This is a genomic window from Streptomyces sp. S4.7, assembly GCF_010384365.1.
Classification (GTDB): domain Bacteria; phylum Actinomycetota; class Actinomycetes; order Streptomycetales; family Streptomycetaceae; genus Streptomyces.
In genome coordinates this window covers 5,048,887-5,062,792 of record NZ_CP048397.1, presented here as the reverse complement: position 1 = coordinate 5,062,792, position 13,906 = coordinate 5,048,887, and the positions used below count along the sequence as shown (strand labels likewise).

General features: G+C 71.8%; 13 protein-coding genes. 5 read left to right on the top strand and 8 right to left on the bottom strand.

The annotated features are described in order from the left end of the window. Positions 1-70: 70 nt before the first annotated feature. Positions 71-1,723 (top strand): alpha/beta hydrolase, encoded by a 1,653-nt coding sequence (locus SSPS47_RS22750; protein WP_164254870.1) that lies wholly within the window; start codon positions 71-73, stop codon positions 1,721-1,723. 83 nt (positions 1,724-1,806) lie between these two features. Here the strand turns inward: SSPS47_RS22750 and moeZ are convergent, their stop codons facing one another. The 7 genes from moeZ to SSPS47_RS22715 all read right to left on the bottom strand — a co-directional run bounded on the left by moeZ (position 1,807) and on the right by SSPS47_RS22715 (position 10,599). Then, positions 1,807-2,985, bottom strand: a complete 1,179-nt coding sequence (gene moeZ, locus SSPS47_RS22745; protein ID WP_078075203.1) for an adenylyltransferase/sulfurtransferase MoeZ — start codon at positions 2,983-2,985, stop codon at positions 1,807-1,809. A gap of 71 nt (positions 2,986-3,056) precedes the next feature. Continuing rightward, a complete protein-coding gene (locus SSPS47_RS22740) occupies positions 3,057-3,818 on the bottom strand; it encodes a spherulation-specific family 4 protein (protein WP_164252660.1) in 762 nt (253 codons plus the stop codon). Continuing rightward, entirely contained in the window at positions 3,806-4,780 is a 975-nt protein-coding gene (locus SSPS47_RS22735; RefSeq protein ID WP_164252659.1) for an NAD-dependent epimerase/dehydratase family protein, read from the bottom strand. Before SSPS47_RS22735 ends, SSPS47_RS22740 begins: the two co-directional genes overlap by 13 nt. Positions 4,781-4,945: 165 nt before the next feature. Then, positions 4,946-5,998 carry a hypothetical protein gene (locus SSPS47_RS22730; RefSeq protein ID WP_164252658.1) on the bottom strand — a complete coding sequence of 351 codons (1,053 nt, stop codon included), beginning with the start codon at positions 5,996-5,998 and terminating at the stop codon, positions 4,946-4,948. Between the two features lie 73 nt (positions 5,999-6,071). Next, on the bottom strand, positions 6,072-7,910 hold the full coding sequence (locus SSPS47_RS22725) for a DUF3492 domain-containing protein (protein WP_164252657.1): 1,839 nt from the start codon (positions 7,908-7,910) through the stop codon (positions 6,072-6,074). Between the two features lie 209 nt (positions 7,911-8,119). Next, positions 8,120-9,514, bottom strand: a complete 1,395-nt coding sequence (locus SSPS47_RS22720; protein ID WP_164252656.1) for a DUF3152 domain-containing protein — start codon at positions 9,512-9,514, stop codon at positions 8,120-8,122. A gap of 8 nt (positions 9,515-9,522) precedes the next feature. Beyond that, a complete protein-coding gene (locus SSPS47_RS22715; RefSeq protein ID WP_164252655.1) occupies positions 9,523-10,599 on the bottom strand; it encodes an alpha/beta hydrolase in 1,077 nt (358 codons plus the stop codon). 163 nt (positions 10,600-10,762) lie between these two features. Between SSPS47_RS22715 and SSPS47_RS22710 the strand changes: the two genes are divergently transcribed. The 4 genes from SSPS47_RS22710 (at position 10,763) to SSPS47_RS22695 (ending at position 12,661) form a co-directional block, all read left to right on the top strand. Further along, positions 10,763-11,017, top strand: coding sequence for a hypothetical protein (locus SSPS47_RS22710; RefSeq protein ID WP_164252654.1), 255 nt, complete (start codon positions 10,763-10,765; stop codon positions 11,015-11,017). A 199-nt stretch (positions 11,018-11,216) separates the two neighbouring features. After that, entirely contained in the window at positions 11,217-11,867 is a 651-nt protein-coding gene (locus tag SSPS47_RS22705; RefSeq protein WP_147873983.1) for a TetR/AcrR family transcriptional regulator, read from the top strand. Between the two features lie 124 nt (positions 11,868-11,991). After that, positions 11,992-12,219 (top strand): DUF3107 domain-containing protein, encoded by a 228-nt coding sequence (locus SSPS47_RS22700; protein ID WP_078075210.1) that lies wholly within the window; start codon positions 11,992-11,994, stop codon positions 12,217-12,219. Positions 12,220-12,391: 172 nt separating this feature from the next. After that, on the top strand, positions 12,392-12,661 hold the full coding sequence (locus tag SSPS47_RS22695; RefSeq protein ID WP_147873984.1) for a hypothetical protein: 270 nt from the start codon (positions 12,392-12,394) through the stop codon (positions 12,659-12,661). A gap of 39 nt (positions 12,662-12,700) precedes the next feature. Here the strand turns inward: SSPS47_RS22695 and SSPS47_RS22690 are convergent, their stop codons facing one another. After that, on the bottom strand, positions 12,701-13,459 hold the full coding sequence (locus tag SSPS47_RS22690) for a ferritin-like fold-containing protein (protein WP_164252653.1): 759 nt from the start codon (positions 13,457-13,459) through the stop codon (positions 12,701-12,703). Positions 13,460-13,906 lie beyond the last annotated feature (447 nt).

Here is a 13,906-nt window from a genome sequence, read left to right as displayed (position 1 = left end):
GGGGCCACCACCCGGCTGGCCCCCGGGCCGCGCGCCGCTCCCCGCCACGACGCACCATGGGGGGATGCCGATGTCCTTCTTCTCCGCCTCCACCGCTCCCGCCCGGCGTCGCCGCCCGGCGCCGACCGCCGTCACCGCCGTCGCTGTCGCCACGCTGCTCGCCGCCGCCGGATGCTCCGGCTCCGACTCGGGCTCCGACAGCGGCGACCGGGGCGGGCAGAACAGCCGGAACGACCAGGACGGCCAGAACAGGGCCGACAAGAGCGCCGCGCCCGAGGACCTGACGTCCCAGAAGCCGGACTGGAAGACGTGCCCCACCCCGTCGGCGGCCGAGGGCGGCGGCACGGCCCCCTCTCCGCTGCCCGGCGGCACCAAGTGGGAGTGCGCCACCATGACCGCCCCGCTCGACTACGCGAAGCCCGAGGGCGCCACGATCCCGCTGGCCCTGATCCGGGCGAAGACGAGCGACCCGGACAAGCGCATCGGCTCGCTCGTCTTCAACTTCGGCGGGCCCGGCGGCTCCGGGGTGACCGGACTGCCCTCCTTCGGCAAGGACTACGAGAAGCTGCGCACCCGCTACGACCTGGTCAGTTTCGACCCGCGCGGTGTCGGCCGCAGCGAGCCCGTGGAGTGCAAGGACGACAAGCAGCTCGACGCGTACTACGCCCGCGACATGACCCCGGACGACAGCGCCGAGGAGAAGTCGTACGTCGACGGCCTCAAGTGGTACGCGGGCGGCTGCGAGCGGAAGTCCGGGAAGGAACTCCCGTACGTCGGCACCGTCAACGCCGCACGCGACATGGAGCTGATGCGCCAGGTCCTCGGCGACGACAAGCTGAACTACTTCGGCATCTCGTACGGCACCGAACTGGGCGGCGTGTACGCCCACTTGTATCCGAAGTCGGTGGGCCGCACCGTCTTCGACGCCGTCGTGGACCCGACCGAGAGCTCCGAACAGGGCTCGCTCGGCCAGGCCAAGGGCTTCCAGCTCGCCCTCACCAACTTCGCGAAGGACTGCGTGAGCCGCGGCGACGCGTGCACGCTGCCGGGCAGCACCCCGCAGGAGATCGAGAACTTCGTCGTCGGGCTGCTCGACCGGCTCGACAAGGAGCCGATCAACGGCTTCGGTGGCCGCAAGCTCACCGAGACGCAGGCCACCAACGGCATCGCCCAGGCGCTCTATTCGAAGGAGTACTGGCCGCTGCTCGAACAGGGGCTGGACGAGGCCGACGGGGGCAGCGGCGCGCTTCTGCTGGTCCTGTCGGACGCGATGAACGGCCGCAACGAGAAGGGCCGGTACAGCAACATCCAGGCGGCCAACGCGGCCGTCAACTGCGTGGACTCCAAACAGCGCTACACGCTCGCGCAGACGAAGGCCAAGCTCGCCGAATTCCGCGAGGTCTCGCCGGTCTTCGGCGAGTTCCTCGGCTGGGGCCTGCTGGGCTGCTCCGAGTGGCCGGTGCCGGGCGAGTGGGACAAGCCCGACGTCGGCGCGCCGGGCGCGGCCCCGATCCTGGTCATCGGCAACACCGGCGACCCGGCGACGCCGTACGAGGGTGCGCGGGCGATGGTGAAGGCGCTCGGCAAGGGCGTCGGCGTCGAGCTGACGTACAAGGGCCAGGGCCACGGCGCGTACAACGGGGGCAGTTCGTGCGTGCAGAACGCCGTCAACGGCTATCTGCTGGACGGCAGGGTGCCGAAGAACGGAACGGTCTGCAAGTGAGTTGGACGGGCCCCGGCGCCCCGCGTACGTAGGAGGCCGGTCCACGCGAGGTGTGGACCGGCCTCCTTACACAGAAGCGTCACTCAGTAGATCGGCTTCTCCGGCTCGATCTGGTTGACCCAGCCGACAACCCCGCCGCCGACGTGCACGGCGTCCGCGAACCCAGCCGACTTGAGCACCGCGAGCACCTCCGCACTGCGGACACCCGTCTTGCAGTTCAAGACGATTTTCTTGTCCTGCGGCAGATCCTGGAGCGCGTTCCCCATCAGGAACTCGTTCTTCGGGATCAGCTTGGCGCCCGGGATGGAGACGATCTCGAACTCGTTCGGCTCCCGCACATCGATGAGTTCGATGTTCTCGCCGTCGTCGAGCCACTCCTTGAGCTGCTTGGGAGTGATCGTCGAACCGGCCGCCGCCACCTGCGCCTCCTCGGACACGACGCCGCAGAAGGCCTCGTAGTCGATGAGTTCGGTGACGGTCGGGTTCTCGCCGCAGACCGCGCAGTCGGGGTCCTTGCGGACCTTGACCTGGCGGTACTGCATCTCCAGCGCGTCATAGATCATCAGACGGCCGAGCAGCGGCTCCCCGATGCCCGCGAGGAGCTTGATCGCCTCGTTGACCTGGATGGACCCGATCGACGCGCACAGGACGCCGAGAACGCCGCCCTCGGCGCAGCTCGGAACCATGCCGGGCGGCGGCGGCTCGGGGTAGAGGCAGCGGTAGCAGGGACCGTGCTCGGACCAGAAGACGCTCGCCTGACCGTCGAAACGGTAGATCGAGCCCCATACGTACGGCTTGCCCAGCAGCACACACGCGTCGTTGACCAGATAGCGGGTGGCGAAGTTGTCCGTGCCGTCCACGATCAGGTCGTACTGGGAGAAGATCTCCATGACGTTCTCGGACTCGAGCCGCTCCTCGTGAAGGACGACCTTCACCAGCGGGTTGATGCCGAGGACGGAGTCACGCGCGGAAGCGGCCTTGGAGCGGCCGATGTCCGCCTGGCTGTGGATGATCTGCCGCTGGAGATTCGACTCGTCGACCTCGTCGAACTCCACGATGCCGAGCGTTCCGACACCGGCCGCGGCCAGATACATCAGCGCGGGCGAGCCGAGCCCGCCGGCGCCGACGACGAGCACCTTCGCGTTCTTCAGCCGCTTCTGCCCGTCCATCCCGACGTCCGGGATGATCAGGTGACGGGAGTACCTGCGGACCTCGTCGACGGTGAGCTCGGCAGCGGGCTCGACCAGGGGTGGCAGCGACACAGGGACCTCAACAGGGGATTGGTCGGTTGGTCAGTACGTTTGTTCCTTCAGTAACACTGCCACGCGACTTCTCATTCCGAGACACCCGGTCCGATCTGCGAGACGATTTCGTCCCAGTAGCCGGGCAGGGCCGCGAATGGGCCGTTCTGTCCCGTCCGGTCGTCGTGATCGCTCCGGTCGGTGAAGAAGATCGTCCCCGCGCCCTGCCAGCGCGCGATCCTCATCGCCTCGTCGAGATGGCTGCGCGGCACCCCGTGGACGAGATGCGCGAACCGCTCGGGCGGATGGTCCGCCGTCCACTCGGCCGCCTGTGACCAGCGATAGTCGGTCCACGGCCCGCGGAAGGTGACCAACTGGTCGGCGATCTCGGCGTATCCGGGGTACGGATGCGTGCGGTGGCCGAGGACCAGATGCCCGCGGTGGACGACCGTGTCGAGCGTCGCCGCCGTACGCCTGACGTCGGGGAGGTACGACGCCTCCGCCGGACACCGGTCGAGGTAGAAGCCGTCGACGCGGTACCAGTCGTGGAAGTCGTGCGCGTCGGAGACGGTCTCGCCGAAGCTCCGCGCGCCGTACGCGAGATCGAGATGCCCGAGCACCCGCACGCCCGCGTTCCTGAGCCGGCCCGCGGCTTCCAGACAGTGCGGGTCCGGCATGGCGCCGGGCCCGTTGGCGACGTCGAGCACGGCCCAGTGCAACGGCGTGCCGGGGCGCGTCAGTTCCGCCCACTCGACCGGGGCGAGCAGCGGATGCGCGTAACCGGGGACACCGAAGCCCAGCCGGGCGGCCCCGGTGGCCGACAGGCTGCCTCCGGTGGTCGTCACATGCGACATGCCGCCTCCATCCAGATGTCGGCGAGCGACTCCTCCAGATTGATACGGGGCCGCCAGCCGAGCCGGTCGCGCGCGGTGCGGACGTCGGCCTGCTGCCAGCCGCCGCAGCCGTCGGGGTACGGGAACGGGCCGGCGCCCAGCTGCTCCGCCGGGTGCTCTGCGCGCGGCGGGCCGAGGGTGGCGTGCACGGGGCGCTGGGGGCCGGTGGGCGCGTCCAGTTCGTGCAGGGCGCCGCCGTATCCGGCGACCCTGGCGAGGACGGCGGCGGCGTCCCTGAGCCGGACCGCGCGCCCCGTCCCGATGTTGACGACGCCCTGCGCCGCCGAGAGCGAGGCGGCGTGCACCGCGCGGGCCACGTCCCGCACGTCGACGAAGTCACGCTGTACGCCGAGGCCGCCGAGCTTCAGCTCGCCGTCGCCGGACTGCATGGCGCGGCGCATGGCCTCGGCGAGCCTGCCGAGCGGGGAGCCCGCTGGCGTGCCGGGGCCGACGGGCGAGAAGACCCGGAGGACGACGGCGTCGAGCCCGGCGCCGAGCACCAGCTCGCTGGCGGCCAGCTTGCTCACGCCGTACGGGCCGCCGGGCCGGGGCACCGCGTCCTCGGCGGTGGACGAGCCGGGCTGGGAGGGCCCGTACTCGGAGGAGCAGCCGAGCTGGACCAGACGGGCGCCGCAGCCGCTGCGGCGCAGCGCCTCGCAGACGGTGGCGACGGCGACGGTGTTGTGCCGGGTCAGGTCACGGGCACCGCCCCGGGTGGCGCCCGCGCAGTTGATGACGACTCCGGGGTGGACGGCGTCCAGGAAGCGGGTGAGGGCTCCGGGACTGCCGCCGGCGAGGTCGAACCGTACGTCGGCGTCGTCGCCGCGCCCGAGTGCCGTCAGATGGACGGCGGGATCGGCGAGCAGCCGGTCGGCGACGAAGCGCCCGAGGAAACCGTTGGCACCGAGCAGGAGGACCCTCATCGCGCGGCCCCTTGGTTCCGACGTGTCGGTGCTGAGGGTTGACGGGTCATGTTCTGTCGTCTCCTTAGAGGGTGTTGCGGTGTGCTTCGGGTTACGCCCGCGGCGTCGGCTCCGCGGGAGGTCTGTGGGGTCCGGGGGTGTACGCCGGAGGTAGTGGTCCGCCGGTCAGGTGTGGGCCGAGGCCCGGGGCAGGACGACGGTGGCGTGGATCAGCAGGCCGAGCGCGGCTGCGCCGCAGGCGACGGCCGGTACGGCGCCGGCTCCCCCGGCGTCGACGACGGCCCGGACGGGGGCGGAGACGGATTCGAGGCCGGGGACGCGGCCCGCCGTCGCGAGGACGAGGACCGACGCCTCGACGGCGCAGGCGGTGACGAGACCGGTCGCCGCGGCCTTCGGGAAGCCGTGGACGGTGAGCAGCCGGGCGAGGAACAGCAGAGCGCCGACGGCGACCGTCGCGACGGGGCGACCGGCGCTCGCGCCCCGGTCGCCGCCGATGACGAGTTCGGCGAGGACGGCCAGGGCGGTCAGTGTGAGGACGTACAGCGCGAGCAGACCCAGCAGCGGTGGCCGGGTCCGGGCGGCGAACTCGGCCAGCCCGCGGCTGTCGGCGAGCCCGCGCCGCGCCTGTAGGGAGAGCAGATGGGCGCACCAGGCCGCGGGGGCCACGGCGAACGCCAGGGCCAGGAGCGGCGCCGCCGCGTCGGTGAGGGGCGGGGCCCCGAGCGGACCGCCGCCGGACAGGCGCGGCAGTCCGTCGCCGTACAGGACGTAGGCCAGCAGCCAGCACACCCACAGACGTGAGACGCGCGCGGTGTGGGCGGCGACGCGCAGCGGGCCGCGCCGGAGGGCGACGGTGAGCGCGGCGGCGAGGGCGACGGCCCCCGCCACGCCTATCGCGGATCGCACTCCCCCGCCGACGCCGCCTTCGGTGGGGCGCAGGGCGACCACGGCGACGGCGCACACGGCGCCCGGGAGCAGGGTGCGCAGCGCCCACCCGGCGCACGGACCGCCAAAACGAGCCGGATACGGCGTGGTGGCGTCGGCGGAGTCGGTGTCCGCGGCGCGCGGCACGCGCGCGTACAGCTCCTCGGCGAGGGAGAAGACGTCCCGGTGCCGGAAGCGCGCGGCGGCCCGGTCGGTGACGCCGTGCGCCTCCAGACCGGCGGCGATCTCCAGCGGGTCGACGGCACGCTCGCACAGTTCGCGATGGCTGTGCATCAGCGTCCTTACGGGGTCGGCCGGTCCCCGTCGCCGCGCGGGCCGGGCGGTTCCCGCGGGTGTGGTGCCCGCGTCAGCCATCGTTCTCCCCCAGTGCCTGTCCGGCGCCCACACCGACCGCCTCCGCGGGACGCGACGTCCGTGCCGTCGCCAAGAAGGGCGCGGGCCCGGTCGTGTGCGGGGGCAGCGGCATCGATACCGGGGGCACCATCGGTACGGGGGGCGGCATCGGTACGGTCCTGGCCTGCCCGGCGGTCCAGTGGCCGGGTACGTACGCCTCCGCCGGGTTGGCGAACGGCAGCGGCTCGCCGTGCGCGTCCACGGTCTCGGCCGGGCGCCGGACCGGGGCGTGCGAGATCAGCTCCAGGTAGATGGCGCGGAACGCCGCCAGATTCTGCTCGACGGTGAACAGTTCGAGCGCGCGGGCCCGCGCGGCGGCGCCCAGCCGTTCGCGCCGCTCCGGGTCGCGCAACAGCGCGAGACAGGCGTCGGCGAGCGCCCGCGGATTCCGCGGGGGCACCACGAGCCCGGTGCCTCCGATGACTTCGACGACCGCGCCGACATCGGTGGAGACCGTCGCGCGCCCGCAGAACATCGCTTCGACCAGGCTGACCGGGAAGCCCTCGACGATGCTGGACAGGACGACCACCCCGCCCGCCGCGTACGCGTCCACGAGTTCCGGCGCGGCGGGCCCGCCGACCTCCTCGAAGGAGACGCAGTTGTCTCCCACGGCGTGCGCGTCGGTGGCCTCGTCGGGGAACAACTGGGCGGCCAGCGCGCGGCAGTGGGCGAGATACGCCGTCGCCTCCGCGCCCTGTGCGGCGGCGCCGATGATCCTCAGACGCGCGTCGGGCTCCTCCTTACGGATGTCGGCGAAGGCGTGCAGCAGGGAGATCAGGTCCTTGGCGGGTTCGATCCGGCCGACCCAGACCAGCGCGTTCGGATCGCCGCCGTCACCGCCCGCGCCGGCCCCGCCGCTCTCGTGGCGTTCGCCCAGCGCCGCGAAGCGCTCCGTCTCCATGCCGGGGTAGACGGTGCGCAGTTTGGCGCGGTCGGCCCCGCAGCGCTCCTGCCAGCGTCTGGCGTGGGTGTTGCCGGGGGTGATGACGGCGGCCCGGCGGTAGACCTCGGCGGCGAGCCGGCCCTGGAAGGCCGCGAGCAGGGCGCGTACCGGCGCGCGCAGGGTCGCGTCACCGCCGGGTCCGGCGGCCAGGTAGTGGGCGCGGAGCTGGACGCCGTACTCGGTGACCAGCAGCGGCACACCGAAGAAGCGTTTGGCCACAAGCCCCGGCAGGGCGGCGGAGCCACCCGTCGTCGCGTGACAGAGGTCGACGCCGCCGAGGCCGTCGTCGTCGTACCAGTCGGGGGAGAGCGGGCGCAGGGCACGTTCCAACTGGTCGGCGAGGACCAGGTAGTCCGGGACGGTGGCGCCGCGCACGCTCCGGCGCGCGCCGGGGGCGTGGCAGGCGGTCTCCAGGATCCGTACGGCGGCCTCCGAGCGTAGGGCCGTGGAGAGCCCGCCGTGCTCGTGCGCCAGCTCGGCGAGCCCGTACAGCCCTTCGGCGAAGACGTCCGCGCGGTGCGCGTCGTCGCCGTCCGCGCCCTCCGCGGCTCCCGCGTCCGGTGCGCAGACGGCGGTGATCAGATCCCCGAAGTGCCCCACGAAGCGCCGTCGTTCGCGCCGACCGTACGCCCTCCCGTCGCCCTGCGCGGACCAGAGCGCCAAGGTACGCACCCGCCGCACGGAGGGCGGCAGCTGGATCCAGCCGGTGCCCTCCTGCTGGGCACTGCGACTGAGGGCGTAGATGTCGAACTCGTGCTGTGCGAGCCCGCGCACGAGCCGGTCGCACCACAGCCTGGACTCACCCGTCGCGTACGGGTAGCCACCGTCCGTAAGCAGTCCGATCCGCACGAGCACACCCCCGATCCGCCTTGTGGGAAGCCGCCGTTGGATCGACGACTCGCAGCGGGACGACCGTAAGCGGACATGACGGTGGAACGGCGGACGGTTGTCCGTCGCACCACCAGAAGGGGTGAATGCACGTAACTTTCCCACCGCGATAGCGTTCTGTCGCGATAAGGGATCATTCGGTCACGCTGCGTAAAGCTGCGGCCGATGCCTCAACTGCCGGGGAACACCCAGGGGTTGGGCTTGCACTTGACGCCGTCGAGCTCCAGCGTCTTGGTCTGCTGCTGCATCACCGGGGCGAGCGAGCCCGGCGTCCGGCAGCTCACGTGGTCGTGCCCGAGCCGGTGCCCGATCTCGTGGTTGATCAGCATCTGCCGGTAGGCGAGCATCGCCTTGGGGCCGTACGTCTTGGCCCCCTGCGCCCAGCGGAACGCGTTGATCATGACGCGGTCGGTCGCGGCGGAGTCGCAGGACACGTTGTCGACGGTGGTGTCCAGTCCGGACTTGGCGCACCACTCGGCCGTGGTCCCGGGACTGGCGAGGGTTATCACGAAGTCGGGCGAGCCACTGGCGATCCGCTCGAAGGTCATGGCCCCGTCGTGGGCCCAGCTCCGGTCGTCGTTGAGGGTCTTCTGCACGGCGTCGGCGAACAGGTTCCGGTCGAGGCCGAGGCCCTTCTCGACATCGATCCGGTAGCGGATCTTGCGGCCCTCGCCGGGCGCCTTCGCCAGTCCGGGCACCGCCTCGAACTCGCCCGAGCCCTTGAGGTCGGCGGCCAGCGGGAACTGCCTGGTCATCAACTGGTTGTAGGTGGGCGGCAGCGCCGGGGCGTCGGCGGCGGACTCCTTCGGTGTCGGCCTGCCGTCCGAGCGCGAGGCGGCGCCCTCGCCGTCGCGGGCGAGTCCGCCGGAGGGCTGCGCGCCGGCCCGTTGTTCCCCGCGGTCGGTGACCTGACCGGCCACCACGACGACGAGCACCGTGGTCACGGCCGCCGCGGCGATCCCGGTGAAGGTGCGGCCGAGAGCGCCCTTGGCGGGCCGCTCCCCGTCGCCGTCGGCGTCCGGAGCGGCCTCACCGTCGTCGTGGTCGAAGCCGCGGCCCGAGCCGTCGGCGGAGCCCACACGGGGCCGGCTGTTCTCGTCGTCCCAGTCGGTGACGGGAGCGTACGGATCGGGCCGCCAGCGCGCGGAGTCGACGTCCGTACCGTCGGCGGCGGATCCGTGACGAGAGGGCGGCGCGTCGAAGGCGTCGATGAACTCACGGCGTGGTCCCGGCACTTGGCGCTGTCCGGCCGGCGCCGGGCGCGGCTGCCGGCCCTGCGGCTGCTGTGGGTGCCGGGGCCCCGGCGATCCGCCGGCCTGCCCGTCCCCGTAGCGCTGCTGACCCCAGCCGCCGCCCGGCTCGCGGTGCTCGGGATGTCCGCCGCGCACCTGCGGCACGCCGTGCGCGGGGGTGCCGTACGGCGGTGGGGCGGCATGGTCCCGTCCGCCGGGAGACGGGGCGGCGGGCACGTCCCGCCGGCCGGCCGGTGGGCCGCTTCCGGTGGAGGCCCGCTTCTTGCTGTCGGATCCCTGCGGTGCGGGGCCTTTACGGCTGTGTCGTCCCACGCCCAGGATCAGCTCCCGCCACTGTCGTTGTCGCTGTCGTTGCCGCCGCCGTCGCCCGCACTCACGACCGCGCCGCCTCTACCGTAGCTACGGTCGGCACGGTCGTTCGTCTCACCCCGCGACCCACCCGTCGCCGCGTCGGACTCCCGGATGAGACCGCGCGCGGCCTCGGCGACCACCTCGGGGTACTCCATCATGGCAACATGACCGGCGTCCGGAAGCGTCAGGAGCCGCGAATCCCGGAAAACGGCGGACGCCTTTCGTGCCATTCGGTACGAAACAAGCTGATCCCGCCCTCCGTAGACGAGCAGCGTCGGCGCGAGGACCCGCTCGGCCTGCCGCCACAGCCCCTGCTGCCCCCCGAGGGTGTACGCGTCGACGATGCCCCGCGCGGAGCGGGTCATCGCTTCCCAGAAGTACGGAAGACCCTGCCGCCGCTCCATCTCCTCCACGGCGTGCCGCAGCCCTTCCTCCGAGACCCGGCCGGGGTCTCCGTAACAGAGCGCCATCACCCCGCGAGTGCGCTGCTCGGCCGTCCACTCGCGGGTCATCCGTCCGAACAGCGCGGCGACGCCGGGCACGGCCAGCAGGGCGGTCGGCAGGGCGTTGCGCTGCACGCGGATCTCGGGGAGCGCGGGTGAGACGAGGGTGAGGGTGCTCACCAGGTCGGGGCGGGCGGCGGCGATCCGGGTCGCGACGGCGCCGCCCAGGGAGTTGCCGAGGAGATGCACCGCGCCGCGGCCGCTCGCGTCGAGGAGCCGGATCACGGCCCGCGCGTGGGCGGTGAGCGAGTAGTTGCGGTCCTCCGGCGGCGGGGAGTCCCCGAAGCCGGGCAGGTCGACCGCCTCGCCGTCGACCACGTCGGCCAGCAGCGGCATCAGGTCGGACCAGTTCTGCGAGGAGCCGCCGAGGCCGTGCACGTACAGGGCGCGCGGCAGTCCGGCACGCGTCGGGGGCCGTGAGCGCACGTTCAGGGTCAGCCCCGGCAGGGCCACCGTACGCAGCCGCTCACCTTCGGCGACCCGGACGGTACTCACGCGCGGGACGGCGGCGGCGAGGGTTTCCGGCAGCTCGGTCGAAGACATGCGGGCAATGTTACGAGACGATCACGCGCCGGTTCGCGTGTTCACCGTCACAGGACGCGTAGCGCCACGGGTGCGGACCTCCTACCCTCGTAAGTAGGCGTTGCCATTCGTCTCATTTCGCGAATGGAAGACGGAAGACGACCGGAGAAGGAAAGGGCGCCCCATGCCGGCGGACCCGAACGGCCCGGACACATTCCCGAACGACACCGGCGAGGAAGATCGGACCGCCGGGACGGATTCCCGTGAACTCGATGAAATCGACGAGGAGACCCCGGAGGCCGACGCCGCCGAGCAGCATCGGGACGTGCGGCCGGAGGGCGACGATCCACCCGCCCCCCTCGATACGACCGAGGCCGACGAGGCGGACGCCGCCGAACAGGCGCGTATCGTCTCCCTCGACGAGGACGACTACCGCTGAGCGAGTACTCAGGACCGGGTTCGCCTTTTGTCAGCATTGGATACTTTTCTCCGTCGCCGCATACGAGGCCAGGCGGATATCCGGCCCCCGACCGTCCGGTCCGTGAAATTCTGCGACCTGACCACGCACAGCCGGGATACCCAAAAGTACGATGGCAAGGCGGCGCACAGCGCGCACGGAAACGATTCTGGGAGGCGGCGTGACAGCCATAGAGCAGACCGAGGCGGCGCGCCCGCGAGGCACGCGCCTGCCACGCCGCGCTCGACGCAATCAGCTTCTGGGCGCGGCTCAGGAAGTCTTCGTCGCACAGGGGTACCACGCCGCGGCGATGGACGACATCGCGGAGCGGGCCGGAGTCAGCAAGCCCGTCCTCTATCAGCACTTCCCCGGAAAGCTGGACCTCTACCTGGCGCTGCTCGACCAGCACTGCGAGGCCCTGCTGCACGCGGTGCGCACGGCACTGGCGTCGACGACGGACAACAAGCTCCGGGTCGCGGCCACGATGGACGCGTACTTCGCCTACGTCGAGGACGAGGGCGGCGCGTTCCGGCTGGTCTTCGAGTCCGACCTGACGAACGAGCCGGCCGTGCGCGAGCGCGTCGACCGGGTCGCGCTCCAGTGCGCGGAGGCGATCTCCGACGTGATCGCCTCGGACACGGGCCTGTCCAAGGAGGAGTCCATGATGCTGGCCGTCGGGCTCGGCGGTGTCTCCCAGGTGGTGGCCCGCTACTGGCTCTCCAGCGAATCGGTCATCCCCCGCGACAAGGCCGTGGAACTTCTCACGTCGCTTGCCTGGCGCGGCATCGCCGGATTCCCGCTGCACGGCAGCGAGCAGCACCCGGGCGCCTGACCCGGTCCGTGTTCGCTGCGGGCGTGCCCCGCCACCGTCCTGAGCATCGTCCCGCCGGGCTAATGTGTGCTGGGTACCGCGCGGTTGACCGCGCAACGCACCGACCGTTCGGAGGGACATAGCGGTGGAGGTCAAGATCGGCGTGCAGCACACGCCCCGCGAGATCGTTCTGGAGAGCGGGCAGTCCGCCGAGGAGGTCGAGAGCGCCGTCGGCGACGCACTCGCCGGCAAGGCGAAGCTGCTCAGCCTCACGGACGAGAAGGGGCGGAAGGTGCTCGTACCGGCCGAACGGATCGCGTACGTGGAGATCGGCGAGCCGACGACACGACGAGTGGGCTTCGGCACTCTCTAGGCGGCCAAGTCCGACCGAACAGCACCACGGCGACGAAGGAGTGGCCCGGCGGGATCTCCCGCCGGGCCACTCCTTCGTCGTCTCTTCGGATCGCGGAGGGTTGCTCCGCGCACACTCCGGGTAGACCGGGCTACGACCGAATTGCCCGCCGCGCCTCGTGAGGTGAACAGCAGTGATCTTGGAAGCTCTCGGTGCGATCCTGCTCGGACTCGGTGCCTCCTGGGCCGCTCTCCAGCGACTGCCCCACCGCCTCCCGTCCCGCCGCCTCGTGCTCGCCGCGGGATCCCTGGGCTCCCTGTTCGGCGCGGTGCTCACGCACGCGGCGCTCGGCCCCGGTCATGCGGTCGCGACGCTGATCGGCGCGGTGGCCGTCGGGGCGGTCCTGCTCTCACTGCTGCTCCGCCCCGCGGGCCACGGTCTGCGCCGGCCGATGCCTTCCTGACGCCCCGGCCGCGGGCGGACCGCCTCAGACAGAGAAGCCTCAGGCCGCCAGCCCCAGCGCCGCCATCCGCTTGGTGTGCGCCTCGGTGATGCGCGAGAACATCCGGCCGACCTCGGCCAGGTCGAACCCGTCCGCGACCCCGCCCACCAGCATCGTCGAGAGCGCGTCGCGGTCGGCCACCACACGCTGCGCCTGCGACAGCGCCTCGCCCATCAGCCGCCGCGCCCACAGCGCGAGGCGCCCGCCGACCCTCGGCTCGGCCTCGATCGCCGCCCGGACCTTCTCGACGGCGAAATTGCCGTGGCCTGTGTCATCGAGCACAGCGAGCACCAGACCGCGGGTGTCGGAGTCCAGCCGCGCGGCGACCTCGCGGTAGAAGTCACTGGCGATCGAGTCGCCCACATACGCCTTGACCAGGCCCTCCAGCCAGTCCGACGGCGCGGTCTGGCGGTGGAAGTCGTCCAGCGCGGCGGCGAAGGGGTCCATGGCGCCCGTGGGATCGGCGTCGATTTCGCCGAGCCGGTCGCGCAGCCTCTCGAAATGGTGGAATTCGGCGGAGGCCATCTTCGCGAGTTCCGCCTTGTCGTCCAGGGTCGGCGCGAGTTTGGCGTCCTCGGCGAGCCGCTCGAAAGCCGCCAGTTCGCCGTAGGCGAGCGCTCCCAGCAGATCCACGACCGCGGCCCGGTACTTCGGATCGGCGGAGGCCGCCGCCCAGTCCTGGGCGGCGATCCCGGTGAGTTCCGCGGGCGCGGATCCGGGTGAGGACTCAGGGGCAGTGGCGTTGTCAGACGTCTCCATGGAGCGCACAATAGCCCGCTCCGCGCACCGCGTAAGGGCCTGGTCAGAGACTGCTCTCATACCGTTCCGACGAATTCGTCCAACACACATGCGCGAATCCGGGGTACAGTGGTAATGCGCCTGCCGAGTATTCGGTGGGTCATCGCAGTGTTTGACCGGGAGATCTGTCCCGGACAGGCCTCATGAGGATGCCCGGTCGGTGGCCCGATCGGCTCCGACCCCGACCGCCCTCCGCGCGGACCGTACGCACAGCTGCGTATGACCGCAGATGAGGGGCCCCCTCAGCGGCACGAGCGCTCGAGCGACGGCAGTGGTCCCGCGCCATCCGGCCAATCCACGGCCGGCCGAGTACCCAGGTGCGGTACGACCCCCAGCGTTCGCCTCGCGTCGCGTCTCACAGAAGAGGCAGCACCCTGACTACGACTTTCCGAGACCTCGGAATCCTCC